This is a genomic window from Corallincola luteus (assembly GCF_004336975.1).
In the GTDB taxonomy this organism is placed as follows: Bacteria; Pseudomonadota; Gammaproteobacteria; order Enterobacterales; family Neiellaceae; genus Corallincola; species Corallincola holothuriorum.
This window is the reverse complement of the sequence record NZ_SJXE01000003.1, coordinates 204,061-230,800: the sequence shown is the minus strand read 5'-3', so window position 1 is coordinate 230,800 and position 26,740 is coordinate 204,061. Positions and strand designations below refer to the sequence as shown.

The window sequence follows — 26,740 nt, the reverse complement described above, 5'->3', positions numbered from 1 at the left end:
GTTAACGGATAAAAGTTACCAAAGCATCGATTGGGAGCACGGATATATCATGATTCGATTTTGGCAAACCCCAAAAGCTGGGGCCATTAGCGATTTAAGGCTGCAGCAAGCCTCACTGCCCGCACTCGCCGCAGAAAAGATCCGGATCGATGTGAAAGCCGTTGGACTTAACTTTGCCGATATCTTTGCCTTAACAGGCTTGTATAGCGCCACCCCTAAAGGCGCATTCACGCCCGGGTTGGAATTCTCTGGCGTGATCTCTGCGCTGGGCAAGGGTCACAACTCTCCTTTCAAGTTAGGTGATCGCATTATGGGCGTCACTCGCTTTGGCGGCTATTGCGACACCATAGATATTGAACCAGATTATCTGGTGCCATTGGCTGACAATTGGAGTCATGAACAAGGTGCCGCCTATCTGGTGCAAACCCTGACCGCTTGGTATGGTTTAACCGAACTCGGCAACCTTAAATCTGACCAAACGGTATTAATTCATAGCGCGGCAGGTGGCGTCGGCCTGCAAGCAATGAAACTAGTTAAAGCCTTAGGCGGCAACCCCGTAGGCACGGTGAGTTCGCCAGACAAACAAGCCTTTCTAAATTCACAGGGCTTTGATGACGTTCTCGTTCGTCAGGGTTCGTTCAGCAAACAACTGAAACAAGCCGGTCGCCAATTTGATCTTGTATTAGACGCCATCGGTGGTGAGGTGCAAACCGCCAGCTTCGACCATTTGTCGCCCATGGGTCGGCTGGTAGTGTTTGGCGCGGCTGAATTTACTCCGGGAAAAAATCGACCTAATTACCTGAAAGCCGCCTGGCGATATTTGAAACGCCCCAAATACGACATCATGCCGATGATCAGCGACAACAAATCCGTGATGGCGTTTAACCTGATTTGGCTTTGGGAGCAGACTGCATTGCTTAAAGAACAGCTCGCCGCCATGCAGCAAGTCAACATTGCCCCGCCCCACGTCGGCCACACATTTGAGTTTGAAAACGCACTCGATGCAATTGAATACCTGCGCAGCGGCAGAAACTTGGGGAAAGTGGTATTGACGGTGAACAAGTAATGTAAAGACTTGGCATTCTTTTGATTGCAGACATTTTAGTTGCAGCAAAAAAACCAAAGCACTAGGCTTCGGTTTTCTATTCCGGTCATCTCATAGCAGCAAAAGATACGTCGTTCCCAGCAGGGTATTGTTTAACTCTATATATCTTTCTTGATTTACCAAATTCCGATTCCAGCACCGACTAAAATGCTACGCATTAATACACCGTTACTTGAGCGCTTTCTGCTTCAGGGCGAAACTGGTACTCCAAGTTCTGCCAACAAATCAGGAAACGTCACAGGAAAGAACTGCAATTGAGATTTCCAATCCTTGTCACTGAGATCAAAACCGAAATGGCGGGCTTTTCTAGTAAACTGCTTCGCTTTAATGAGGTAACCATCATTATTATAACCACCATAATCATCCACCAATTCAATGACGCCGTGCTCAGCCAACAGCTGATTAAATTTTCGCGTCGAAATAGCTAAATCGAACAGTTCCAGTACTGCAGTTTGCTCTAGGTACGCCATGTCTTGGCGGATCCCACGTTCTTCCAAAAGAGCCTGTGCTTTCTTGTCAATTTCATTAGAGTAACCTGGAGCCATTGCGCGGCAAATAGTCCAAGTAGGCAGGCGATCGCTACTAACCTTGTCTGAATAGAGTAAGCCATTGATCACTCTAATTTCCAGATCTCTGCACAGTACATCCAATTGTTCTTCACTCAGACTCTGTTTTTTCGCCAGCGCCTCTCGGACATTAGAATCTTTACTGCTTATCAGCTGCGTAACCTGCTGTTCAGTGAGAGTGTAATTTAGCGCAATGCAGGCATGAAGATTTGGCGCTGGCTTTTCAACTAGCTCTTGGATGACTGACTTGGGCTGGGGATATAGCGTAATAAGCGAGCACAGGGGATCCCATTTTTCGGCGTCAATTAGCATATCCCGCAATGCACTGCTGACCTCTGGACAATACGCTGAATTACAAACACTTATTTTGTCTAGATTAATGAGTTTTTCAAAAATAAGAACTGCCTTTTCGGGGGGCAATTTATGTAATAGGCCTCCGGCAAGCGCTAAGAATCCGTTTGGCTGAAATTCTTCATACATCTCAAAAATCTCTGCCGAGCTGAAGTCTTCTCTTTCACTAGAAGTTACCCTTGTAATGCCATGCAAGTTCACTACATCTTTAAACTTACGCACGATCATCATATATTCAGCTTTATCTTGAGTGCACAACAGCAGGTCTGAAAGCTGGTCAGGATACTTCTCGACAGGAAATGTAAGTTTCTGTTCCAAAGTCATATGAGAATTGCGAGCAAGTTGCTTAGCAACTTCGGGTTTACTATCTTCTCGAATTGAAGCCAATATCTCTTCAATAAAGTGCGGGGCGCCGCAGCTACTCAGAATTAATCGGTCCAGTTCTCGATTAGTACCAGAGTATAGTGGGGCCTGACGGCTTGTATCTTTATGAAGTAAAGTAGCCCAACTCCTCACTTTCAAGCTGTGCTGTTGACTCATTAGCATTAAGTCAACTTGGTGCTGAAACTTTGACGATCTGATCAAGGACTGTGGGCCGAAGTACACTAATCGCTCAAGTACTGGAAAGCTCACCGAGTCTTCAGTATCGAATGCTAATTGAGAGAGGGCTTCGACCGGTGTGTGTACATTATTAGCAACAGAAGCTCGGACATCTTTTGCTCTATCTTTCGCTAGCTTTAGAAGTTTCTCTGGTTCAGTCGTATTAATAGCGGTTTCAATCCGCTGGGCTTTGTTGGGAGACTTTTTCTTTGATTTCACTACCGTAAACTTTAAATTGCGTTGTACAGCCAGCTCCCGAGCAAGCTCGGCCACTTCCGCCGAACGATCATTGACCAACTCGAGTAGCAGGGCATCGCTGACAGCGTCCCATTTTACCAGCAATTTTTTAACACCTGGGCCGCCTGTAAATGCGAGCATCCGATATTCATATTCGGAGTACTCACGGCCCGCCCGCCACTGGACAAACTTACGTTGTATAGTGGAGTCTCCTGATACCACCATCCAACGGACTTTATTGGGGTTAACTTCAACCGATGAAATACAACGACGGAGATTTTTCAATTCCGTGTCGTTGTCGATGAGCCAGTCTAATAAAAACGCTGGCGCAAAAAGGTTTCCCAGATACTCATTGATCCTGTTTTTACTAAAAGGCGTAGCCCCTACGCTTTGTGGAGCATTCTGCATTTTTTCTACATAAGTAGGGTTCCTAGCCACATCCAGAGGCAAATAACACGCGAGCAGCTTTAGCAGTTCACTTGGGCACCGTGGGTGACGAGCAATCAGTCGGGCCACAAATACGGTTCTAGGCTTCATGTTCCAAAACAATTCTTTCAATCGTTTGCCTGCGGTACAGGGATTCAGCAACGATTTTATTCTGGCCTGCCAAGCGGAGTTTCGACCTTTCTGACAAGTCAGCGCTTGCAGCACCTCCACTGAGTCGAGATGCCTACTTCCCAGAAATGCCCAGGTCTCCAAATCATCGCTGTTGGCGATCAGGCTCAGCGCCTGACATTTGGTCAAATAAGGATTGTCACTGACCGCCAAATGTAGGTTCTTATCAGAGCTGTTGATGAAACCGTCGAGTAAATCTTCATCGTCTGAGTACAATGCCAATCCAATTTGTGCCCATAGCGGCAAATCATCTCGCCTAGCCGCAGCCTCCAACGCTCTCCTATCAGCGCAGGGATGAAGAGTCGCCGCGCAGCAAAATAGCGGCGCAGCGAGCTCGGCAATCTTTGCCAATTCCTCTGGCTGAGCGTCTTTCAGCCGAAGCGTTTCCAAATAGGTTTTGGTTTCTATTGAACGATCCATATTGCGCCAGCCTTCCAATGTTGAATACTGTTTTCATTAAAACCATCATTGAATTGTAAACCTTATTTTTCAATAGGTAAGGTCACAAATATGCAGAGGAGAGAGTTGTTTATAGGCCGACAGGCAGGACATCTTTTAATGGTTATAAATAATTCCTTTTATCTTGTTCCACTCAATAGCTAACTGGCGAAAAACAAGGTTTAGGCATTATTTGGCGCGGGGCCATATACTCGATTTCTCGCATTGGATTGCGCCTAGCACTTCTGCTCGCAGGGTTACCTATCACGGTACCGCACCACAGTTTGGCGTCGGATGGCTGAGCTTGTCACGTGTAGATTCGATTGCATATATCTCAAATACGGAGCCTAAGTTAAGGCTCTTTTTTACTTAAAGAGGTTGGAATATACAAATGATCGAACACGCCGGTTTTATCCAGACAAAACGTACTTTTTGTATTCGTAACCAATAGTTTTCGGTTACTCATAAGAAGATATTCTTTTTCAAGGACATATTCTCTAATGGGTAATTCGACAGGTGGATTGTAATCTATTGGACCAAAACAGTTTGCTTCAACTATTACCGCCATAACTCCTCCTTTTTACACATAACGCCCAATTATATGCCGAGCCACTAAAGTTGGACGTACTTGGGTACACGAGCTTTAAGCAGCTTTACTAACTCTGGCTGCATGCAGTCATAGATATCAGCGATATCTAAGCATACTAAGCGCTTACCCTTCAGCAGATTTTTGTACTTCTTTGATACTTTATTTTTGTGGGTTTTCTCCATCACCAGGATGACATCAGCCCACTCAACCAAGTCACCTGACAATGGTGTTTCAGCGTCTGAGTTTGTGCCACAACCAATAGCTTGAACGCCTTCATAAGCTGAAAACACTTCCTCACCGGTTGGGCTGCGCAACCTATTCTCACTGCAAACGAAAAGTAGATTCATAATTACTTAGGTATACAACGCCAAGCTAAAGGGCAAAGGCCTGCGGCTCCGCCGCGTCGTGGCCTTTGTCCCCGGGAGCGAAGCGACCGGTATTTAAGCGCCTTGTTATATTCGATTTCAAAACTAGACATAGACAGTAAAGTCGCTGATTTTCAATGAGTAAAACTGCCCTATTGACGCCTCACCGTCTATGTCATCAGGCTCAACCCAGAAATCAAAGCCATTAGCTGAAACGACGAAAACGCCGTCTTCCCAGGTTTCTACTACTTCTCCAGTAACACCTAGTGCGCACGGGCGATCATGGTTGTATTCCAGATGTGGTTCGGAGGTGCTAACAAATGCAGCGCTATCCACGACATAGTGGGATTCATTACAACCATTTTTCTTACGCGCAGTGAAAGCGAACCTGTCTTGCTGAGTCTCAAACCATGAGAAGTCTTTTTCTTCTTTTGTTTGTTCTAAGCTTGGTATCTTCATGATTCAACTAAGAATATAACGCCCACAGCTGCGGCGACAAAGCCGTAGCTACGAAGGAGCGAAGGTTTTGACGTCCGACAGACTGTGCTTGTTAACTGCTTTACGCTCCAGACTCAAAACGCTCATTAAATTCAATGCCTTTATCCGACCTAACCGTAAGAGAAAAGATTGATTTTACTTCTAAAGCAGCACATAACTCCTTTTCCTCGCTGAAGTCAGAATCTGTTAGATTTAAGACAAACTGCTCATTACCCACAAAAATAGTCACAGAGTTAACAGTATTCTCCATCACAAAAAGAGTGGCGAAAAGAACCTTGGAATCATTCACTGTTGCACTTGCTTTGTAAATAGTGAATTCATATGGCGATGGTTTATCGTAATTAATAAATGGGATCAAATAGTCATCCGAATATTTGACCCTCTTTAATTCTCGCTGTACCTCTGCCCGATCGAAACCATCCTCAACCATTCGGTGCTCATCGTCAGGCTCATAGTACTCAGCCCAAACAGGATGCTTTTCGAATAGTTCTGGTGATAACCGCTTACAATGTACTAGTTCTAGTTTCATGCTTCTACAGACAGTTAACAGTGTATTAGTACGACCTTGCAAGGTTAGCCTACCTTACAAGGTAGGAGGTGCGTAGGTATCGTCGAACTAACAAACATCAGAAAAACATCGAACAATCATACAGCAAGCTAGCCAAACAAGGATCTTAACCAAGTCAAGATTATGAGAAGCCTAAACAGCTACCCAAATTACGTCGAATTATAGAGATTACCGACTTTGATGCTGGTGAAGCTATTGTTCACAGAATTGAGCAGTTTAAGGCAGCCCGCATTGATTGCTATGACGTAGTCATTGACGGGAAGTTGTGGCAGAGGCGAATAACCGAAGTTGGCACCTAGCTGCCACACTCCTGCATAAAAAAACCGAAGCTCTAGGCTTCGGTTTTTAGAGTTCAGCTAATTAACCCATCCATGGGGCTAAATCCTGTCGGCATCCATGCCTCCACTTCGCCGTGCTGCGAAGCTACGCTTCGGTCACGGCTCACCCACACTTAGAGTCACCGCAGTTCAAGCAGGTCATGCAGCCGTCCATCTTGATAACGGACTTCTGATGACACTTGCCGCATTGCACAGCTTCCGGTGGGAACGAGGTCGCACCTTCAGTTTCTGAGGCTTTGCCAGCGGTTTCATGGGCTTTGCGTTTCTCTTCAATCAACGCTTTTTGGCGGGCATCCATTTCGCCACCACCAATCAGACCGATGCGCTTCATGTGGCGCTCTACCACCTGACCGATCTCAGCCACCATGGATGGCATATAAACACCGGTACCGGGCTGGAAGTAACCACCTTTCGGGTCAAATACCGCTTTAAGCTCTTCCACCAAGAAGGTCGCATCGCCACCTTTACGGAATACGGCAGACATCACTCGTGTCAGTGCAACCACCCAAGAGTAATCTTCCATGTTCTTCGAGTTGATAAAGATCTCGAACGGACGCTGGTGCTCGTGATCCGTACCCTCGTTGAGCAGGATGTCATTGATAGTGATATAGAACGCGTGCTCAGATACTGGCGGCTTGATCTTATAAGTACTGCCGATCAGCATCTCTGGGCGATCAATCTTTTCGTGCAAAGTCACCACGTTATCCGCGATTTCCTGTTCGGCGGCAGCTTGCGCATCTAGCTTGTCTTGCTCGCTACACACCTTGTAACCAACGATTTTTTTGTCGATTTTAATAGTCATCTCTAATCTCCAGTGTAGTCGACGTCGCTTAGAACTTGCCGTAGTAGCCTTCTTTTAAGGCATCAAACAAGTTAGCTGCGGTGTGTACTTCACCGTCATATTCAATCTCTTCATTACCCTTGAGCTTAACGGTGGTGCCGTCATCAAGGGAGAACTCATATTCGGTATTTTCCAGGTCTGACTCTTTCACCAATACGCCCTGGAACGCTTCCGGGTTAAAGCGGAAGGTGGTGCAACCTTTTAGACCTTTCTCGTGAGCATACAGATACAAGCCTTTGAAATCTTCATAAGCGATATCGGTAGGTACATTCACGGTCTTGGAGATTGAGCTGTCTACCCACTTCTGTGCCGCTGCTTGGATATCCACATGCTGTGATGGCGAGACATGATCCGTTGTCACAAAGTAATCCGGTAAAGAGCCGCCTTCTGGCTCAGCATCGGCATCGATCCACTCGCGGTAGGCCAACAGCTCGTAGCTATAAACCGCCACAGGCTCTTTGGTCTTCTTACCTTCACGGATCACGTTACGAATGTACTTGTGACTGAATGATGGCTCGATACCGTTCGAAACGTTATTGGCAATCGACAACGAGATAGTCCCGGTCGGTGCGATAGAACTATGGTGAGTAAAGCGTGCGCCCTTCTCGATCAACTGTTCGACGAGCTCAGGGTCAACTTCAGCGATCTGTTGCATGTAACGGCTATAGCGACCATGCAGTACTTTACCTGCCAGTTCGTCGCCTACTTTGATGCCGTCTTTGCGCATCTCAGGGCGATTCACCAACATATCTTCCGTCACAGTGAAGGTTTGCTCCATGATCGGTGCTGCGCCTTTCTCTTCGGTCAAACGCAGTGCTTCACGCCAGCCTTCCACCGCCATTTCACGCGCCACTTCTTCGGTAAAATCAACCGACGCAGCATCGCCATACTTCATGCCCAGCATGGTCAGGGTTGAGCCTAAACCAAGGAAGCCCATACCGTGACGACGCTTGTTCATGATCTCGTCACGCTGCTTGCCCAATGGCAGGCCGTTGATCTCAACCACGTTGTCTAACATGCGAGTGAAGATAGCCACGGTTTCGCGATACTTCTCGAAATCGAAAGAGGCTTGCTCAGTAAATGGATTAACCACAAATTTGGTCAGATTGATCGAGCCTAACAAGCACGCGCCATACGGAGGCAGCGGCTGTTCACCACATGGGTTAGTGGCACGAATGGTTTCACAGAACCAGTTGTTGTTCATCTCGTTAACTTTGTCGATCAGGATAAATCCTGGCTCGGCATAGTCATAAGTTGAACTCATGATCACGTCCCATAAACGCTGGGCACGCACGGTATTAAACACACGGCAGCAGACATCACCGCGATCATTCAGCACGTACTCTTGCTCACGGGCATAGTTGATATCAAATGGGCATGGACGCCAAACCACCTGCTCTTTGTTGTTCACATCCAACGAGTCGGTATCGATCTCGGATTGCGTCAACGGGAACGACAATGGCCAGTCGGCATCGGCTCTCACCGCTTCAATAAAGTCAGCGGTGATCAGCAAAGAGAGGTTGAACTGACGGAGGCGACCATCTTCACGCTTGGCACGCACGAAATCCATTACATCTGGATGAGATACGTCAAACGTACCCATCTGCGCACCACGACGGCCACCGGCTGAACTCACGGTGAAACACATCTTGTCGAAGATATCCATGAAGCTCAGAGGTCCTGACGTATAAGCACCTGCGCCAGAAACATACGCACCCTTCGGGCGCAAAGTAGAAAATTCATAACCGATACCGCAACCCGCTTTCAGGGTCAGGCCAGCTTCGTGCACCTTATTCAGGATGCCATCCATCGAATCTTTAACGATACCGGATACGGTACAGTTGATGGTAGAAGTGGCTGGCTTATAAGCCTCGGCACCGGCATTAGAGGTAATACGGCCAGCAGGGATAGCGCCGTTGCGCAATGCCCACAAAAACTTCTCATACCACTCGTTCTGCAACTCGGGCGTCAATTCAACCGATGAGGTGGCTTTCGCAACACGGCGAAAGGTGTCATCGAGATCTTTGTCCAGCGCAACACCCTGCTTATCTTTCAGGCGATATTTCTTATCCCAGATGTCGTAAGAAGCAGGTTGAAGTTCGAGTTGGACTTCCGCGTTTTCTTGTTGTTTTGCGGTAGCAGTGGCGCGGGCCATACCGGGGTCTCCCTATTCGGATTACTTATTCACAGGCTATACACATGATGTCCACTACAAACACAACATCTAGTGCCATCAACAATGGCGAAAGTATATATCTAGTGTTTATGAAATACATTATTGACAAGCGCGCCTTGTGGGCAATTTTAAGGGCGAAATCGAAGCAAGCCTTTTACGGCGCGGGGTTGGCGAAAAAATTAAATTTTAGGATTTGTGATATTAACCACGAAACCCACAATGATGTGAATAATCTTAGAAAAAACACTATATGTAGTAGGTGATAGCGTTACCAAGTACCAACAAGAAAGAAAACATTAATAAAATCAATATGCCAATTTTACCAGCATGATATTGCCATGAATCAACAGTTTTTCACGCTGGGCTTGCAGGCCTATGAATTTGCTTCAAAATGTTCTTCAGAGTAAAAACTATGGACTCCGCCAACCATGGCAGTGCGGCAACTTCCGATCCCAGCGAAATCTGATCCGTCGATACCTTTACTGACGCAGTTATCCAACTTGGGTCCGTTTCGTGGGCCGCTGCAACTGGTTCAGACACTAGACAGAGTCAGTGGTATTCCGTGGCTGCAAGCACAAAGCCAATATCCCAAGGCCTATTGGCAAAGCCGTGAGTCAGATAAAGAGCTCGCAGCCACCGGCTGTGTGCGTAAATTTGCCACTGCCAATGAGGCGAGTCACTGCTTAAGTGAATCAGCCGCTTTACCGCTAGTGATCATGGGCGCCCTGCCCTTTGATGACACCAACACCCCCGGCACCGAGCAGCCACTGTTTTTTCTGCCGCGACTATTATGGCAACGGCAAGATGACAACATCACCCTGACCCTTAACTTATGGGTTGATGAAGCACACAGCTTCACAGACGAAATGGCTGCCGCCAAGGATGCACTGCACACACTTCGTCAACCGGCTCACTCCCCATGCCCGCCTTTACCCGACGTATTGGCGGTGTGTAACTCACCGGAGCAGGCCAGTTGGGCGAAGCTGGTAAGTCAGGCATTAGCGGAACAGCCCATTCTATCGAAAGTGGTGTTAGCCCGGCGTCAGTTACTGACAACCGGACAACCCTGTGATCCCTGGTTGCTGCTACAACGTTGGCACCAAGCCAATCAGCACAGCACCCCTTTTGCCTTGCAACTTGATAACCAGAGCAGTTTTATCGGCTGCACCCCCGAGCGCCTGTTCAAGCGCGATGGTCGTCAACTATTGAGCGAAGCGGTCGCAGGAACCGATGTGCGACCGAAAGACCCGTTACATGCCCGTCTGATCGCGATGGCACTGCTTGGTGACGGCAAAAACCGGCGTGAGAATCGTATCGTGCTGGATGATATTTTATCGCGTCTCGGTCCGATCTGTGATGCCCTAAGCTACGATGATCGGGCGCAAGTACTTAAGTTGAACCGCTTGCAGCACCTCAAGCGCGCCATCCATGGCCGTTTACGCAAAGAGATCTGCGATGCCGATCTGCTGGCTCGACTGCATCCCACACCCGCCGTTGGTGGCACCCCCAGAGCCGATGCGCTGCGCTTTATTGCTGCCCATGAACCCTTCCAACGTGGCTGGTATGCTGGCGCGATTGGTTATCTAAGCCATGCTAACAGTGAGTTTAGTGTCGCCATCCGCAGTGCTCATATTGAAGGCTGCCAGTTGGCACTTTACTCTGGCGCAGGGATTGTTGATGGCTCCGATGCCCATAAAGAGTGGCAAGAGCTAGACAACAAAGTCGCCACGGTACGCAGCCTGATGGGACAAAAATGAGCCAACAAACGGCAAGCCAGACAACGGCCTGGCGCAACCAGCGCTGGAGTCTCTGGTTGGTTGAATCGCTGTACCAAGCGGGTGTCCAGCACGTTGTGATCGCACCGGGCTCTCGCTCAGCGCCTTTGACCCTAGCCTTTGCGCAACACCCTGATATTCAGCGTCATACCCACTTTGATGAACGCGGCGCAGGCTTTTTGGCGTTGGGGTTGGCCAAAGCCAGCGGCCGCCCTGTGGCGATTGTTGTCACCTCAGGATCTGCAGTTGCCAACCTACTACCCGCTGTCGTTGAAGCCTATCAAACGGGTATCCCGCTTGTGCTGCTCACCGCAGACCGACCAGCAGAGCTGATTGACTGCGGTGCCAACCAGGCGATCCAACAGCGCAATATATTCGGTAGTTACGTGAGCGAAGCGATCCATCTGCCTCCGGCAGATGAATTTGCCTGCTCAGCCGATAAGTTGGCTAGCTATGCCAAACAGCTGATACAGCGTATCCGTGATCATCAAGCCGCACCGGTCCATATCAACTGTCCATTCCGCGAACCACTCTATATAAGCCCTGAACAAAAAAATGAATTTGCGGAAGCGGATAGCGAGGCGGCGACGTTTTTTGCCGCAGAATTCCGCAGCACTACAACACCAGCGCCTGTTGCACTGCAACCTGACTGGCTGGCGCTAAGCCAACAAAGTGGGCTGATTATCGCAGGGGCTATGACGGCAGCAGAGGCCTACGCGGTCAAGGCTCTGGCGAAGCAGTTGGGCTGGCCGCTATTGGCGGATCTGCAATCGCAATCCCGTGATGACGCAGACAGCGCCTGCTACTTTGATCTCTGGCTCAACAGCGCTGACGCGCAGCAGATAATGAGCCAGCCCGCCTTAATCTTGCAGTTTGGTGGCCGCTTAGTCTCGAAACGGTTAATGCAGGCATTGGCAACCACAGCGTTGCCAAACTATTGGTTGGTGTCGCCATCAACAACTTCATTAGATCCACTGAATAAAGCCAGTCGTCAGATCCAGTCCGCCATCGCGCCTTGGTGCCAAGTGCACTCAGCAGCGTTACCTGCGGCCTTAGTAAACGAAGCTTCGCATGCCATAGAACTCGCGCAGCAGATCAATAACAAAGAGCAACAAGCGCAACAGCAGATCCAACGGTTAGTGGATGATAGTTGTCCGTCAGCCATCAGCCCGGTCACCGAGATCAGTGTGACCAAACGGCTTGCCGAGACAATGACCCAAGCCCATCGCCTGATGACAGGCAACAGCTTGCCCGTACGTTTGCTAGAGCTGTTTAGCGGCCACCTACAAGCGCCGCTCTACAGTAACCGAGGCGCCAGTGGCATCGACGGCTTGCTTGCCACCGCCGTCGGCATCGCCAAGGCCACACCCCATCGGCCACTCGCCTTGTTAATAGGCGATATGTCACTGCTCCATGATCTGAATTCATTAGCCTTGTTGAGCAAGCACCAGGGCCCACTGGCGGTGGTGGTACTGAACAATGATGGCGGTAATATATTCCAGATCCTGCCGGTGCCCGAGCATGCCATGAAGCCGCTGTTTCAACAGCCAACCCAGTGGCAACTGGCAGATGTGTGTAAGGGCTTTGCCCTCGACTATCAGCAGCCGAGCAATACACAAGCATTTAGCCAGCAGCTCACCCATGCCCTATCCACAAATCACCCTGTGGTCATCGAAGTGATGGTTGAACCCGGTCAAAGTGTGGCGCAACTAAAGCAGCTATTTGCAGCGTTTAACGATCACGACCTGCAGCAGGGTTCTCACCGAGAAACCAGCGATGACTGATCAGTCAGCAGCGCCAGCCTTAGTGTTCTTGCACGGCTTTCTCGGCTCTGGCAACGACTGGCAAACGGTGATCGCTCAGCTCGGCGCAGACGCGCAGGACACAGCAAACTGGCAAATTCATACGCCCGACCTGCCCGGCCACGGTTTACCCGCTGCTAATATGCCTGAACAGGTCGATTTTGACGCCATAGACCGATGGCTATGCCGCTATTTGGCAGAGCATCAGATCCAGCGCTATCTACTTGTTGGTTACTCTTTGGGTGGCCGTATCGCCATGTATCACGGGTCAAAACAGCCCACAGGTTTGCAAGGGCTCATCGTGGAATCTTGTCATCCAGGGCTCGCGGAAGTACCCGCGCAACAGCAACGGATAGAGGCAGATCAACGCTGGAGTCAACGCTTTGCCAGACAACCTATCCATACGGTGTTGAAACAGTGGTATCAACAAAGCGTGTTCGCCGACCTCAGCCCACACCAACGACAGCAACTGGTAGCCCTGCGCAGTCATGCCTGGGGCAATAGCTTAGCCACCATGTTAAATGGCCTTAGCTTGGGTAAACAGCCCGACCTGCGTCCCTGGCTAAGCGACTCGGCACTGCCCATCTTTTATATTTATGGCCGTCAAGACAAGAAATTTGCTGATATCGGCAACCAGATCGCACAACTTAATGCGGCTATCAGGGTTCACGCTATCGATGACGTAGGCCACAATACCCATCACGCAGATCCACTACAATTTACTCAGATCCTTCAACAAGCAATTCAGGTAATCGGCAAACAACATGACTGAACAGGAACTTTACGCACCAATTCAATGGCAGGACGCTGGCCAAGCATTTGAAGATATCCGTTATCACAAGGCCGAAGGGATCGCTAAGATCACCATCAACCGGCCTGAAGTCAGAAATGCTTTTCGTCCGCAAACAGTGATGGAGATGATCAAGGCATTGGATGATGCCCGTTTCGACTCGCAGATCGGTAGCATTATTTTAACGGGTGAAGGGGATCTCGCCTTTTGCTCTGGCGGCGACCAGCGGGTACGCGGCGACTATGGTGGCTATAAAGATGATAAGGGTGTCCATCATCTTAATGTGCTGGATTTTCAACGTCAGATCCGCACCTGCCCGAAGCCCATTGTGGCGATGGTGGCTGGCTATGCCATCGGTGGCGGTCATGTCTTGCACCTGATGTGCGATCTGACGATTGCCGCAGACAATGCTAGCTTCGGACAAACAGGTCCTAAAGTGGGCTCCTTCGATGGCGGTTTTGGTGCCAGCTACATGGCACGTATTGTCGGCCAGAAGAAGGCTCGTGAAATCTGGTTCCTGTGCCGTCAATATGATGCCAAGCAGGCATTGGATATGGGGCTGGTTAACACCGTGGTACCTTTGGCTGAGCTAGAGCAAGAAACTGTACGCTGGTGCCGCGAGATGCTGCAGAACTCGCCGATGGCCCTACGCTGCCTGAAAGCCGCTTTGAACGCCGACTGCGATGGTCAATCCGGCCTGCAGGAGCTGGCGGGTAACGCCACCATGTTGTTCTATATGACCGAAGAGGGGCAGGAAGGGCGTAACGCCTTTAACGAAAAGCGTGCTCCGGACTTCGATAAGTTCACCCGCAACCCCTGAGGCTGTTTATGAACAGGATCGCCGCTGCCAACCTTTATCGTTACGACTTGCCTCTGACTGAGCCACTCTCTTGGGCTGAGCAAAGGCAGCAACGCAGCGGCGCCATCGTTGAACTCACTTTCGCTGATGGCCAGCGTGGCTGGGGTGAAATCGCCCCGCTACCAGGCTTTAGCCAGGAGTCATTAGCGCAAGCAATCGACAGTGCACGTTATCACCTACGCCGCCTTATCGAGGGAGAGTCGTTGATCGCCCCTGAGCCCTCTGTCGCTTTTGCCATTGATTGCGCTCAACAGCAGATCAACTTCGCCACCGCCCCCACGCAAAGAGCCATGCTGCTGCAAGGCCAGCCAGCAGATATATTGGAACAGGTCGAAGGCTTCCCGAACCTGCCCCGTTGCGTCAAACTCAAAGTCGCACGGGCACCACTGCAACAAGAACAGAAACTGATGCAAGCACTGCTCGACCAGATGCCGGTGACCGAGTTCCGCTTGGATGCCAATCGCCAATGGTCATTTGAACAAGCACTCAGCTTCTGCCGCGCAGTGGATATGTCACAAGTCAGTTTCATCGAAGAGCCTTGTGACACCCTTGCCGCTAGCGTTTGCCTGGGTGCCAGCGGTTATCCCATAGCGCTGGATGAGCACCTGCAAGACCCTCTGTTTATGCCTACCGCATTTGAAGGCTTAAGCGCGCTGGTAATTAAGCCCTCTCTCGTCGGGGGGCTCGCCCGTTGTCAGGAGCTGGTGAACTGGGCCAAACAAAACAAGATCAAGGTGATTGTCAGCGCCAGTTACGAAAGCTCTCTGGGCACCAGTCAGCTGGCGACACTGGCCGAGCAATGGAGTCCTCAGCAGCTCCCCGGTTTAGACACCCTGCACTATCTGCAACCCCATACCTTGCCGTCCATACCGTCAGCAGACACTGACGCCGCAGCGATATCGCCAGCGCACTGGCACCTTATCTGGCAAAGTTGATGTCCCAGCTAACCTGCCCGCTGCGCAATATTGCAATACAAGATCCAACAGCGATCGCTTGCCTATCGGACGTTCATGGCGAGATCAGTTATCTCCAGCTGGATCAGGCAGTCGCAGATTACGCCAACGAACTGCAGCAATATGGTTTCAACCGCGGCCAACGCTTGGCTTGGCAAGGGCAAAACTCACTGGCGTTGATCATCGCTATTTTGGCTTGTTTACGGCAGGGGCTAATCGTCGCCCCGCTCAATCACCGTTTACCCCTATCCCGGCAACAGCAACTGCTCGACAGTATTGCGGCCAACGGCATCATTTGTGCCAATGGTGCCGATGATGCCGCTGGTACAAATAGTACAGATGATTCTGCGCCACACGCACAACCCGATAGCATCGCCATCATTCCGCCGCCGAAGCTAGCAAACAACATCAGCGACACCACGCCTGCTCAACCGCAACACGAGCTTGAATTAGCAGCAGATGCGCCGATGGATCTGATATTCACTTCAGGTAGCAGCGGTACACCCAAAGCGGTAGCGCACAGCTTGGCAAATCATTTAGCCAGTGCAGCCGCAAGCCAGCAGTTAATCCCCCTCAAAAGAGCAGATCGCTGGCTGCTCTCGCTGCCGTTAGCCCATATTGGCGGCATGGCGATCCTGTTTCGCTGCTTACATGCTGGAGCGACGATGGTGCTTGCCGAACAGAGCGACATACTAGACGCGATCAGCCAGCAACAGGTGACTCATCTGTCACTGGTCAGCACCCAACTTTATCGGCTATTAGAACAAGCAGATAGCGATTCACTTACCCATTTGAAATATCTGCTGTTAGGCGGCAGCGCCATCGACCAGTCACTGCTGGATCGCGCTAAGCAACATCGACTCAACTGCTTCACCAGCTACGGCATGACGGAAATGAGTTCACAGATCTGCACCGGCCCCGCCGTGGGTGACAATATTGTCGGACAACCGCTCCCTGAGACTCAACTGCGACTCTCAGGTGTCGGAGAGGTGGAAGTAAAAGGCGGCACCTTGGCGCTAGGCTATTGGCGCGCAGGAAAACTCATCTCTCTGGGAAATGCCCAAGGCTGGTTTGCCACCGGCGACATCGCCAAACAAACAGCGCAAGGCATACGACTGATTGGCCGCAAAGATAACCGCTTCGTTTGTGGCGGAGAAAACATTGTGCCGGAACAGATCGAACAGCTATTACTGCAACACTCGGAAATCGAACAGGCGGTTATTGTCGCTGTGGCAGACGAGGAGTGGGGTCACAGCCCTATCGCCTATACCAATCCGCTGTCACCGCAACAGCAACAAGCGCTGAGCAAGGAAATACGTCACAAATTAGGTTCACTATGGTGCCCCCATGGCTGGCTGCCCCTACCAGCGCAACCCATAGATACAAAACCTGATCGCCAATCGTTAAAACAGCAAGCGGCCACAATTTGCCTCAAGCGTTGTTCATCAAGATAGGATTTTGAACCTCCCCGTTATCAGCAAAACAGCCACTTCGGCACAAGTAAATTTTTGAACTATTATGTTTATCTAAACCCACTCTCCACTCTCCACTCTCCACTCTCCACTCTCCACTCTCCACTGATAACAACAGGAAGAACGGTATGATGAGATTTAATCACACAAAATGGCCTTGGATAGCAGCGCTGGTTATCAGCACCTCTCTGCTCGGAGCCTGTAGCGACGACGATGATGATGAAGATGACGATACCGGTGAAATAGCCGCATTTACGCTGGGCGTATCTGATGCACCTGTCGATGACGCCAACAAAGTGGTCATCACCATTGACACTGTCACATTACGACGTGAAGGGGCTGATGATCTGGTGTTTGAAACCTTCAACAACAGCGATGAAGGGATCACTGATGCTGAAACCATCCAGATTGACCTATTAGAGTTTCAGGGCGGCAGTCAGTTTATCATTATCGAAGGAGAGGACGTGCCGGAGGGCAGCTACTCCGATATGCTGCTGGAGATCCTGGATGAAGATGTTGCTCTCTCCTATGTCGAAGAAACTGATGGTGCCATTAAGTCGATAAAAGTGCCCAGCGACGAACTGAAATTGGGTGGTTTTGAAGTGTCCGCAGATGCGCCACAAAACTTCACCATTGAATTTAACCTCAGAAAGTCTATGACCTATAAGCCGGGTCCCGATGAATACAACCTGAAGCCTCGCGGTGTCTCCCTAGCCAATAACGCAGATACTGGCACGCTGATGGGTACAATCGACCTGGATACCCTGCTGGCTGATCCCATGTGTGCCGACAGCGGCCATATTGTTTACCTCTATGCTGGCTCTGGACTGGATGCATCCTTGTTAAGCGATGAATTTGACCCAGACGTTGCAAATAACGGGGCGCCAGAAGGTGCAATAGCGCCCTTTGCCAGCACGGGCATCATGATGGATGAAGATTCAGGCAACTACGTTTATGAACTTGGCTTTGTACCCGCAGGCACCCACACGCTGGCATACGCCTGTGACGCGGGCGAAGCAGGTGATGACCCCGAGCTTTACGATGGCATAACCGTTCCTATGCCAGCCAACAATGTCACAGAGGTCACGGTGACGGCTGGAGCAGATACCGTACAGGACTTCCCACTCGCCATGGACACTCTGACGCTGGGGATCTCTGATGCTCCAGTGGATGACGTTGATGAAGTGGTTATCACCATTGACGTAATCACCTTAAAACAGGAAGGGAATGACGATCAGGTATTCGACTGTTTTACGGTTGATGCTGAAGAGGGTGATACCGATGACGAAAGCTGTGATGCCTCAACAGAAGAGGGCAAGGTCGCCAAAGACACTATCACACTGAACCTGCTCGACTACACCGGCGGTGAGCAATTTATTCTGCTAGAAGATGAAGAGGTTGCGCCAGGTGACTATAACGATGTCTGGTTAGACGTTATCGACGAAGATACGGACTTCTCATACGTCAATGAACAGCTGCCTGAAGGCGATGATCCACAAGACGACTCTTTCATCAAAGAGTTGAAGCTTCCATCCGGTACGCTAAAGCTTGGTGGTTTCAGCTTGGGTGACACTGGCTCCAACCTCACCATCGACTTTAATCTGCGTAAGTCTATGACGTACAACCCTGGCCCTGATCGCTACATCCTCAAACCTCGCGGAGTGAGCCTAGTGGATAATGCAGGCACAGGAACGATCTCAGGTATGGTTGGCGATACCTTGATGACCTCTGCAGAATGTGCAGCTGATGGCGCTATCAGTGTGGCTTATCTCTATGCCGGAAGCCCTGAGGGCACCTTGGGTGATGAATACGATCCTGAGATGAATCCGGATGTGACAGCTGTCGAGCCGTTCGCCAGTGTTGCAACAGATGAAACTGGCGCGTTTAATTTCGGGTTTGTTCCCATAGGCACCCATACGTTGACACTGCATTGCGGTACAACAGAGGATGATCCTGACAGCTTCGAAGGGCTTGCGATACCCACACCGACGGATGCCACGGTTGCTGTCACTGTGGCTGAAGACACAGAAACCAGCTGTGATCTATCCGTAGACGACGCTTGTGCTCCTGTGGGTCAAGCACAGTAGTAGAGCAACCTCACCCCCACGCCAGACTAAGACTCAGCAAGTAGATTGCTGGGTCTTTTTTATCCCTATTATTTATCTGCGTCCTTCCTAAATATTCAAAGAAAAGTTCATGAAATAAAGCAATACCAACGACTAGAATATTTCTACGCTCCTGTATACCCTGTAGCTACATTGTGCAGTGGAAAATTGAACGTTATGCAACTGAAGTCTTTTAAAAAATTAGTGCTTATTCTAGCGGCATCGAGCTTGGTTAATGGATGCTGGGACGATGACTTTGTTGATGTCGATTATGATACAAATACCACCGATTTTTATTTAGCAATTTCAGACGCCCCCGTAGATGACGCGAGTAAAGTCGTCATTACCTTAGACAAGGTGACGCTGTATAAAGGGGATGCCTTTTTAGTATTTGATACGTTTACCAATAGCGATGAAGATATTTTTGACGCTGACACAGTTGCTATCGATCTATTGCAATACCAAGGCTCTTCGCAATTCTCCATTATTGAGAGTGCAGGCATTCTAAGTGGTAACTACACGAAAATGGAGCTAACACTCCTGACCGGTGATGCCACGCTTTCCTATGTCGAAGAGAGCGACGGCGCGATTAAAGAATTAAACCTGACAGAGGAAGTGATCGAACTGGGTGAATTTAACCTACGCACCGACAAAACAGAGCGTTTTACTGTCGAGTTCAATCTAAGACAATCACTGGTCTATCAGGACGCTAGCGATACATACAATCTGAAATCCAACGGCATAGCGCTGACCGACAATCGAACAGCAGGCGCCATATCAGGTACCGTTGATTTAGACGCATTGCTCGCCGACATCAATTGTGGGGATAGTGGCCATTTGGTATACCTCTATTCCGGTTCAGAACTCGATCCGAGTCTGCTGAGTGATCTGTTCGATGCCAGCGTTGAAGGCAATGGAGCGCCAGCAGGCGCCATCGCTCCTTACGCGAGTACCGGTATTACTATGAATAATGAAAGCGGCGAATACATGTACGAATTCGGATTTGTTCCAGAAGGCTCGTATACCGTGGCCTACGCCTGTCAAACCGGTGAAAATGGCGATGATCCAGAATTCTACGATAACATCTTGGTGCCGCAACCCAACGGTAACATTGTTGAGCTGATAGTTAATGCTCTACAAGTACGTACTCAGGATTTTCCACTATAGAGCGCTGTTTTTCCCATTCAGCGAAACATAATCAACGTACTTGTATATAAAAATCAAACAATTAACATGATGGTGGCGCAATGAAGATTAGCTGTTTGCGCCACCACATTTATCCAAAATCAATAAATCATCTGCTTTATTTCCATAACGCGTTAGACCTACAAGACAAAACAGAAAGAGTGATGTAGAGTGCGGAAAGTTTGCACAATTAATCAACTATTTTGAATTGTTATGCAGGTAACCCAAAATGACACTCACTGTTAAACCCGCTAATCCTAATTTCTCATCAGGCCCTTGTTCTAAGCGCCCTGGCTATGATCTTAGCCAACTAGATACGACGATTCTAGGCCGCTCACACCGCTCTAAGCCGGGCAAAGCGATGCTTAAAAAGGCTATCGAAGATACCCACGAAATTCTCGGCCTACCGGAAGGCTATCTGGTCGGCATCGTCCCCGGCTCTGACACCGGTGCTATGGAGATGGCGATGTGGTCACTACTGGGCTCTCGTCCGGTTGATGTGTTTCACTGGGAATCGTTTGGCAGCGGCTGGTTAACCGACATCCTCAAGCAGCTTAAGCTGGACAATGTAAACAACTACCTGGCTGATTATGGTCAGCTGCCAGACCTGTCACAGGCCAATCCGGCCAATGACGTTGTCTTTACCTGGAACGGCACCACCTCAGGCGTCAAAGTGCCTAATGGCGACTGGATCGCTGATGATCGTGAAGGCTTAACTTTATGTGATGCTACCAGCGCGGTGTTTGCTATGGATATGCCATGGGAAAAGATCGACGTTGCCACCTTTAGCTGGCAGAAAGTGCTCGGCGGTGAAGGAGCTCACGGTGTTCTAGTACTTAGCCCGCGCGCTGTTGCTCGCCTGGAAAGCTACACCCCACCATGGCCACTGCCGAAAATCTTCCGCCTGACCAAGGGCGGCAAATTGATTGAGGGCATTTTCCAAGGGGCGACTATCAATACTCCATCCATGCTTTGTGTCGCAGATTATCTGGATGCCCTGAACTGGGTAAAAGATATCGGTGGACTGGCAGGGGCTGTTAGCAAGAGCGAAAACAACTTAGCCGTTGTTGAGCAGTTTGTTGCTGCCAATGACTGGATCGACTTCCTTGCTGACAGTAAAGAGATCCGCTCTAACACCTCCGTTTGCTTAACACTGAAAGCGAGTCCTGAGCAGGTTAAAGCGATCATCCAACGTCTGGACCAGGAAGCGATCGCCTATGATATTGGCGCCTATCGTGATGCCCCTGCAGGCTTACGGATTTGGTGTGGTGCCACAGTCGAAGCCAGTGATCTGCAAGCGATGCTGCCTTGGCTCAAGCACGCCTATGAAACCGTGACCGCTTAATCAGCGCACGCAGATCCCAATAAGAAAACACAAAGGCTAAAGGGAGGTGCAACAGCGCCTCCCTACTTAACAACAATAAAAACGTTGGACGGATTCAATGAGAAAAATACGTACCTACAATCAAATCGCCAGCCGTGGTTTAGACAGATTCAGCCGCGACAGTTATGAGGTTGGCTCGGAGATCGCTCAACCGGAAGCGATCTTGCTACGCAGTCATAAGCTCACCGTTGACCAGATCCCAGATTCAGTCAATGCCATCGCCCGTGCTGGTGCTGGCGTCAACAATATCCCCATCGACGAATGCACCCACAACGGTGTGGTGGTATTTAACACCCCTGGCGCAAACGCCAATGCGGTAAAAGAGTTGGTATTAGCGGGCTTGCTGCTAAGCAGTCGCGGTATCTGTGAAGGGATGCAGTATGTGCAAGCACTCACAGAAACCGACCCGGCGATCCTAAATAAAGAGGTCGAAAAGGGTAAGAAAGCCTATGCCGGTGTTGAGCTAACAGGCAAAACCCTGGGCGTTGTTGGTCTTGGTGCCATTGGTGCCAATGTCGCCAATATGGCGCTGGAACTAGGCATGGAAGTGATCGGCTATGATCCGGCGATCAGTGTTGAAGCCGCATGGCGCTTATCCAGCGATGTGCAGCGAGCGGAAAACCTCGGCGCTCTGTTAGCCAAATGTGATTATGTCACATTGCATGTGCCAGCGATTGAAGCCACTAAAGGGATGATCAATAGCGAAGCGCTCTCCTCAGCAAAACAGGGGCTGAAGTTGTTGAACTTTGCTCGCGGCGAGATCGTCGATAATGATGCCATGCTTGCTGCGCTGGAAGTGGGTAAAGTTGCCCGCTATATCAGCGATTTTCCAAGCCTGGAACTGCTTGGCAATGACAAGGTTTCACTGTTACCGCATTTAGGTGCCAGTACCGTAGAAGCGGAAGAAAACTGCGCCATCATGGGCGCTAACCAGTTGGTCGACTTCCTTGAGAACGGCAACATCAAAAACTCGGTAAATTTCCCTCAGATCCGCATGGAACGTACCCATGGCTATCGACTGACTTTTGCCAACGACAACGTGCCTAAGGTACTAAGTCAGGTACTTGCGCTGTTAGCCGACATGAACATTAACGTGATCGATCTGCTGAACAAGAGCCGTAACGATATCGCCTACACCATATTGGATATCGAACAGCAACCGGATGCGCAGTTACTGGCGGCAGTCGCAGGCGTGGAACACGTATTCCATGTTCGCGCAGTGTAGCGGTTAGCTAGCCAAGCAACTCTGCCGTTTGCAAATACATTGACGGTTTTTGATTAAGCCAGCGCCCTCTAAGCGCTGGCTTTTTTTATGTCCAGATATCACGCTCACTCATCACGACACAGGAATGATTCTGCTCAGTATCGGCAGCGATGGAACTTCTCCCCAGATACAGCGTCAATACAGGAAAGCTATTTTTTAATCATTGAGTTAGCCGTTTATTAAGTGACCACAATCTCACTCTAAATAACTCGCTAACCGAATTCATAGCAGTGTCACTCTTCACTGCTATTCTCAAGTCACTGAACAAGGATCTGATCCGTAGGGAGTCTAGAGTGGCAGAAAAACCAAGTCTGAAAATTGCGATTATTTGTCGAGCAGGTATGGGTGGTTCCAGCATCATGGCCACCACACTGGCGCTGAGACTCGCTGAACGTGGTCACCAAATCTACCTATTCGCAACAGACCGCCCTTTCAACCTCAAAAACGCACCTGACAACCTACGCTTTGTGTCCGTCAATCTGCCGAAAACAGAGCTATTATCCGGCCCTCCTGAAACACTGGCCACCAGCGGCACAATTGAACGCTACGCGAGAAAGATCAAGTTCGACATCATCCATAGTCATTATGCCGTACCCTATGCCTTAAGCGCTGAAATGGCTCGCCAAGTCGGCGGACTGGAAAGCAAATTAGTGATCACCCTACACGGTACCGACGTCTCTCAATTAGGTAACACACCGAGTATGCGGCCGCCTATTAAGTGGGCATTGCAGAAAGCCGATGCCATCACTGCGGTGTCAAAAAACCTGCAGCAACTGGCATTAAAAACCTACGGTAGCGATCTCAACATTGACACCATTTACAACTTCTTGGTTGAAAAACTGCCCTTGCTCACAGCTGCAGAGCGCAAGGCAATGCGCGCCAAATTTGATATCGATGAAGATGAAAATGTCTTAGTGCACGCTTCTAACTTCCGTACGGTCAAACGCACCGATGACATCATTGATGCATTTTATCGTGTCTGTCGTACTCACCATGCCAAATTAGTCCTTTTTGGCGACGGCCCACAACGACCTCATTGTGAACATCTGGCTCACTATTTAGGCATAGCCGATAAAGTCATCTTCGCTGGTAAAGTGAAAGAGTGCGGCCGCTGGTTAGGGATTGGCGATATCAATTTACTGCTCAGTGCCGAAGAGAGCTTCGGTTTGGTCTTGCTAGAAGGGTTCTCTCAACATGTCCCCGCGGTAGCCACCAATGTTGGCGGAATACCCGAAGTGCTGATCGATGGCGAAAATGGTTTTCTGTGCGAAGCCACCAACCCTATTGATGCCGGTAGAAAAATACGCGTGCTACTCAATGACCGAGAGCTACTGCAAACCATGGCAGAGAAAGCGCCCGACATACTCGAGGATTTCTCCGAGGAGGCAATACTCAATCAATATGAAGCGCTCTATATGCGTTTGCTAGAACAATAACACCCTAATGACGCGTCTGATCAGCAAACGGCTTTGCTTCCTGCAATGGAAATTCGATTTCGTAACTTAAGCCGTTCAGCTTGCCATTGGATGCGCTAATAGTACCTTTGAGGCCATGGGTGACCAAATTAAAGATAATATGAGTCCCCAAACCACTGCCACCGGAGTGACGCTTGGTCGTAAAGAAAGGGTCAAATAGACGAGCCATCACCGTGTCGTCCACCCCTTTACCACTGTCGGAGAAGCAAATTTTAGCCCAATGCACCGTGCTGTTTTCGTCATTCACATCTGGCCGGTCGGGCAAACGCTGCAACGCGATCTCTATCCGACCCTCGGTCTGCGCTTCAAATCCATGCAATAAAGAGTTCATGATCAAGTTAGTTAAAAGCTGAGCGAACATGCCGGGTTGACCATAAAACTCTATATCACTATCCCCCTCTAGCACGATCTTATGCTGAGTATTTTTCAGCCGCGGACGCAATGACGCGATCACCTCTTCCATGTAGGCCAGTAAATTAAAGCGCCGACTCTCTTCAGAGCTTTGATCAACAGCGACGAGTTTGAAGCTATGCACCAGCTCAGCGGCGCGCTCTAGGTTTCTTAAAGCGATTTCACCACTTTCATAAACCAGATCCATGTAGTCAGAAAACTGCGTGCGGGTCAGCGTATTTTCAGCAAACATTTTACGTAGCTGACGTGTGTTATCCATCACGTGGGAGGTCGCTGTAATGCTGATCCCCACTGGGGTATTAATTTCATGAGCCACGCCAGCGACGAGCTCACCCAATCCAGCCATTTTTTCTCGCTGTACAAGCTGTTGCTGTGAGCGCTCCAGCGCTTGCAGGGTTCCTTCCAGTTCTGCGTTTTTTTGCTCCAACGCCAAGGTGCGCTGCACCACTTTTTCTTCCAATGTTCGATTCAGATTATCAAGCTCACGCTGACGCTGTTTTCGGTCAACAACCTCCTGCTCAATACTATCCAACACTCGATTAAAAGAGTGCCCCAATTGTTGTAGTTCCAGGTACTCCGTTTCCGGTGCCCGCAGTGACCAATGCTTGTTGTTAACAATTTTGTCAGCGACACGCACCAGCTCGGTAATAGGTGATGCCAAGCCTTTGGATAAAAAGGTGGTCAGCGCCGCCGCAACCATTGTACAAATCAACACCACAATAGCGGCCAGTTTTAAGGTATCAAAGATAATATCTGACAACTGAGGGACCCGGGCTTCCACATACAGATAACCTAAGCGTTCTCCCTCAGAGACAATCGGCGTCAGGCTGAACACCAATCCTCGGGCAACCTGATACCGGTTGTCACCGAGATGAGGACGCAACAAACGTACACCAGTTTCCGCAAACGGCTGATCCACGGGCAGTTCCAAGGTGCCATCAAGGTACAGGCCAGTCCCTAATATATTCTCTTGGATCTGTAGTCCGGCCAAAATAGCCAATGATTCATCACTATCACTGAAATAGAGCGCAGGTACCAAGTTGTAGGCCACAACATTAAGTTGTGATTGCAATGCTGACAGCGCATTCTCACGGCTTCTTTCTGTGGCAAAATAGGCATGAAGCACACTACTGAGCACCAGCGCCAGAGTCACAATGATCGCGACCGTCCACTGCAGCTGACGCTTAAACGTCGTCATCAGCTGCTCCCTTCCACACCTTGGCCAGTCGCAAGAAACGGGCCTGCACTTTCAACTGACTACGATCAAGCATATTTTGGTTAACCAAGATGGAGATCTTATTGCTGGCTATAGGTAGGGCAAACATCGCCCCGGCTTTCAGTGCCACCACATCGTTGCCGACGAACAGGGTTTGACTCTCAGAAAGCTGTTGCGCAAGTTTAAATCCCTTGCCCTGTTCGAAACTAAACACCAGATGACAAAATTGCGTACTTTGATACTGATGTAACCCCTGCCACTTTTGAAAATAGAGGGTTTGCAACGCTCGCCCCTGGGACTCTTTACCTTCTGTTGCCCGGCGAAATAGCGCTGCCAGATCTTCCACTTGTTGACCAACGAAACAAGCGTTCAACGCCTGTTGCTCAGAAAGTACTGAATCTGGCCAACTAACAAACTTAGTTATTTGATAAAGAAATGCAGCGCGCAATTTAGTGGCGTCTAACTCTACTGCGCTGAGCAGGTTGGGCAACCAAAGTAGTAGCAAGAATAGCGACGAGCGAAAGCCCACACTGATATTCCAGTGTGTTGCGCCAAACATCTTCAACTTTGCCTTAACTTGATCCCTCACAGATCCTGCACCTACTTGCAGTCATGGCTAATGGTGGCCATTACGACACTCTTGGCCTGCCCCAGACACCAGCCATAAATATTCTCACCCAGAGTAACAAACAGCTATCGCGCCCACTGTTACACAGGTTTCACAACTTCTAAATATTAAGCGCTAAATATGCGAATTAGCTC

General features: G+C 49.6%; 21 protein-coding genes. 12 read left to right on the top strand and 9 right to left on the bottom strand.

Annotated elements, in window-relative coordinates; all coding sequences use genetic code 11:
- The first annotated feature begins 49 nt into the window (after positions 1-49).
- Positions 50-1,066: a zinc-binding dehydrogenase gene (locus EZV61_RS09115; RefSeq protein WP_131415145.1), complete on the top strand. Its 1,017-nt coding sequence runs from the start codon at positions 50-52 to the stop codon at positions 1,064-1,066.
- 227 nt (positions 1,067-1,293) lie between these two features.
- Here EZV61_RS09115 and EZV61_RS09110 read toward each other — a convergent pair whose 3' ends face one another.
- From EZV61_RS09110 to EZV61_RS09080, 7 genes are all read right to left on the bottom strand, one after another.
- The gene (locus tag EZV61_RS09110; protein ID WP_131415143.1) at positions 1,294-3,894 is read right to left on the bottom strand and encodes a hypothetical protein; all 2,601 of its coding nucleotides are present in this window, start codon (positions 3,892-3,894) and stop codon (positions 1,294-1,296) included.
- A gap of 370 nt (positions 3,895-4,264) precedes the next feature.
- Positions 4,265-4,480 carry a hypothetical protein gene (locus EZV61_RS09105; protein WP_114338280.1) on the bottom strand — a complete coding sequence of 72 codons (216 nt, stop codon included), beginning with the start codon at positions 4,478-4,480 and terminating at the stop codon, positions 4,265-4,267.
- Between the two features lie 44 nt (positions 4,481-4,524).
- Positions 4,525-4,815 (bottom strand): low molecular weight protein tyrosine phosphatase family protein, encoded by a 291-nt coding sequence (locus tag EZV61_RS09100; protein WP_240695176.1) that lies wholly within the window; start codon positions 4,813-4,815, stop codon positions 4,525-4,527.
- A gap of 156 nt (positions 4,816-4,971) precedes the next feature.
- Complete coding sequence (locus EZV61_RS09095; RefSeq protein WP_131415139.1) at positions 4,972-5,325, bottom strand: hypothetical protein; 354 nt, start codon at positions 5,323-5,325, stop codon at positions 4,972-4,974.
- 100 nt (positions 5,326-5,425) lie between these two features.
- Complete coding sequence (locus EZV61_RS09090) at positions 5,426-5,893, bottom strand: hypothetical protein (protein ID WP_131415137.1); 468 nt, start codon at positions 5,891-5,893, stop codon at positions 5,426-5,428.
- A gap of 480 nt (positions 5,894-6,373) precedes the next feature.
- Entirely contained in the window at positions 6,374-7,072 is a 699-nt protein-coding gene (locus EZV61_RS09085; RefSeq protein ID WP_130567043.1) for a TSCPD domain-containing protein, read from the bottom strand.
- Between the two features lie 28 nt (positions 7,073-7,100).
- The gene (locus EZV61_RS09080) at positions 7,101-9,266 is read right to left on the bottom strand and encodes an adenosylcobalamin-dependent ribonucleoside-diphosphate reductase (protein WP_114338275.1); all 2,166 of its coding nucleotides are present in this window, start codon (positions 9,264-9,266) and stop codon (positions 7,101-7,103) included.
- A gap of 449 nt (positions 9,267-9,715) precedes the next feature.
- On the opposite strand from EZV61_RS09080, the gene EZV61_RS09075 reads away from it, so the two are divergent.
- The 11 genes from EZV61_RS09075 (at position 9,716) to bshA (ending at position 24,312) form a co-directional block, all read left to right on the top strand.
- Positions 9,716-11,044 carry an isochorismate synthase gene (locus EZV61_RS09075; protein ID WP_131415135.1) on the top strand — a complete coding sequence of 443 codons (1,329 nt, stop codon included), beginning with the start codon at positions 9,716-9,718 and terminating at the stop codon, positions 11,042-11,044.
- A complete protein-coding gene (menD, locus tag EZV61_RS09070) occupies positions 11,041-12,846 on the top strand; it encodes a 2-succinyl-5-enolpyruvyl-6-hydroxy-3-cyclohexene-1-carboxylic-acid synthase (RefSeq protein ID WP_131415133.1) in 1,806 nt (601 codons plus the stop codon). Before EZV61_RS09075 ends, menD begins: the two co-directional genes overlap by 4 nt.
- On the top strand, positions 12,839-13,636 hold the full coding sequence (gene menH, locus EZV61_RS09065) for a 2-succinyl-6-hydroxy-2,4-cyclohexadiene-1-carboxylate synthase (RefSeq protein WP_131415131.1): 798 nt from the start codon (positions 12,839-12,841) through the stop codon (positions 13,634-13,636). The genes menD and menH overlap by 8 nt, the downstream gene beginning before the upstream one ends.
- The gene (menB, locus tag EZV61_RS09060; protein ID WP_131415129.1) at positions 13,629-14,474 is read left to right on the top strand and encodes a 1,4-dihydroxy-2-naphthoyl-CoA synthase; all 846 of its coding nucleotides are present in this window, start codon (positions 13,629-13,631) and stop codon (positions 14,472-14,474) included. Before menH ends, menB begins: the two co-directional genes overlap by 8 nt.
- A gap of 8 nt (positions 14,475-14,482) precedes the next feature.
- Positions 14,483-15,448, top strand: coding sequence for an o-succinylbenzoate synthase (gene menC, locus EZV61_RS09055; RefSeq protein ID WP_114338269.1), 966 nt, complete (start codon positions 14,483-14,485; stop codon positions 15,446-15,448).
- Entirely contained in the window at positions 15,448-16,920 is a 1,473-nt protein-coding gene (gene menE / locus EZV61_RS09050) for an o-succinylbenzoate--CoA ligase (protein WP_131415127.1), read from the top strand. Before menC ends, menE begins: the two co-directional genes overlap by 1 nt.
- Positions 16,921-17,066: 146 nt before the next feature.
- A complete protein-coding gene (locus EZV61_RS09045; protein ID WP_131415125.1) occupies positions 17,067-19,025 on the top strand; it encodes a DUF4382 domain-containing protein in 1,959 nt (652 codons plus the stop codon).
- A 195-nt stretch (positions 19,026-19,220) separates the two neighbouring features.
- Entirely contained in the window at positions 19,221-20,210 is a 990-nt protein-coding gene (locus tag EZV61_RS09040) for a DUF4382 domain-containing protein (protein ID WP_131415123.1), read from the top strand.
- A 247-nt stretch (positions 20,211-20,457) separates the two neighbouring features.
- Positions 20,458-21,573: a phosphoserine transaminase gene (locus EZV61_RS09035; protein WP_130567049.1), complete on the top strand. Its 1,116-nt coding sequence runs from the start codon at positions 20,458-20,460 to the stop codon at positions 21,571-21,573.
- Between the two features lie 97 nt (positions 21,574-21,670).
- On the top strand, positions 21,671-22,837 hold the full coding sequence (locus EZV61_RS09030) for a 3-phosphoglycerate dehydrogenase family protein (RefSeq protein WP_131415121.1): 1,167 nt from the start codon (positions 21,671-21,673) through the stop codon (positions 22,835-22,837).
- Positions 22,838-23,169: 332 nt separating this feature from the next.
- Positions 23,170-24,312 (top strand): N-acetyl-alpha-D-glucosaminyl L-malate synthase BshA, encoded by a 1,143-nt coding sequence (gene bshA, locus EZV61_RS09025; protein WP_114338264.1) that lies wholly within the window; start codon positions 23,170-23,172, stop codon positions 24,310-24,312.
- Positions 24,313-24,316: 4 nt separating this feature from the next.
- On the opposite strand, the gene EZV61_RS09020 is transcribed toward bshA, so the two are convergent.
- Both EZV61_RS09020 and EZV61_RS09015 read right to left on the bottom strand, forming a co-directional pair.
- Positions 24,317-25,960: an ATP-binding protein gene (locus EZV61_RS09020; protein ID WP_130567051.1), complete on the bottom strand. Its 1,644-nt coding sequence runs from the start codon at positions 25,958-25,960 to the stop codon at positions 24,317-24,319.
- Positions 25,947-26,537 carry a YfiR family protein gene (locus tag EZV61_RS09015; protein WP_130567052.1) on the bottom strand — a complete coding sequence of 197 codons (591 nt, stop codon included), beginning with the start codon at positions 26,535-26,537 and terminating at the stop codon, positions 25,947-25,949. Before EZV61_RS09015 ends, EZV61_RS09020 begins: the two co-directional genes overlap by 14 nt.
- Positions 26,538-26,740 lie beyond the last annotated feature (203 nt).

Coding starts and splice junctions, on each gene's coding strand:
- EZV61_RS09110 (WP_131415143.1), bottom strand. CDS start 3,894: ATGGATCGTTCAATAGAAACCAAAACCTATTTGGAAACGCTTCGGCTG.
- menB (WP_131415129.1), top strand. CDS start 13,629: ATGACTGAACAGGAACTTTACGCACCAATTCAATGGCAGGACGCTGGC.
- menH (WP_131415131.1), top strand. CDS start 12,839: ATGACTGATCAGTCAGCAGCGCCAGCCTTAGTGTTCTTGCACGGCTTT.
- EZV61_RS09095 (WP_131415139.1), bottom strand. CDS start 5,325: ATGAAGATACCAAGCTTAGAACAAACAAAAGAAGAAAAAGACTTCTCA.
- EZV61_RS09115 (WP_131415145.1), top strand. CDS start 50: ATGATTCGATTTTGGCAAACCCCAAAAGCTGGGGCCATTAGCGATTTA.
- EZV61_RS09030 (WP_131415121.1), top strand. CDS start 21,671: ATGAGAAAAATACGTACCTACAATCAAATCGCCAGCCGTGGTTTAGAC.
- EZV61_RS09015 (WP_130567052.1), bottom strand. CDS start 26,537: ATGTTTGGCGCAACACACTGGAATATCAGTGTGGGCTTTCGCTCGTCG.
- EZV61_RS09075 (WP_131415135.1), top strand. CDS start 9,716: ATGGCAGTGCGGCAACTTCCGATCCCAGCGAAATCTGATCCGTCGATA.
- menE (WP_131415127.1), top strand. CDS start 15,448: ATGTCCCAGCTAACCTGCCCGCTGCGCAATATTGCAATACAAGATCCA.
- EZV61_RS09045 (WP_131415125.1), top strand. CDS start 17,067: ATGATGAGATTTAATCACACAAAATGGCCTTGGATAGCAGCGCTGGTT.
- EZV61_RS09090 (WP_131415137.1), bottom strand. CDS start 5,893: ATGAAACTAGAACTAGTACATTGTAAGCGGTTATCACCAGAACTATTC.
- menD (WP_131415133.1), top strand. CDS start 11,041: ATGAGCCAACAAACGGCAAGCCAGACAACGGCCTGGCGCAACCAGCGC.
- EZV61_RS09085 (WP_130567043.1), bottom strand. CDS start 7,072: ATGACTATTAAAATCGACAAAAAAATCGTTGGTTACAAGGTGTGTAGC.
- EZV61_RS09040 (WP_131415123.1), top strand. CDS start 19,221: ATGCAACTGAAGTCTTTTAAAAAATTAGTGCTTATTCTAGCGGCATCG.
- EZV61_RS09080 (WP_114338275.1), bottom strand. CDS start 9,266: ATGGCCCGCGCCACTGCTACCGCAAAACAACAAGAAAACGCGGAAGTC.
- menC (WP_114338269.1), top strand. CDS start 14,483: ATGAACAGGATCGCCGCTGCCAACCTTTATCGTTACGACTTGCCTCTG.
- EZV61_RS09020 (WP_130567051.1), bottom strand. CDS start 25,960: ATGACGACGTTTAAGCGTCAGCTGCAGTGGACGGTCGCGATCATTGTG.
- EZV61_RS09105 (WP_114338280.1), bottom strand. CDS start 4,480: ATGGCGGTAATAGTTGAAGCAAACTGTTTTGGTCCAATAGATTACAAT.
- EZV61_RS09035 (WP_130567049.1), top strand. CDS start 20,458: ATGACACTCACTGTTAAACCCGCTAATCCTAATTTCTCATCAGGCCCT.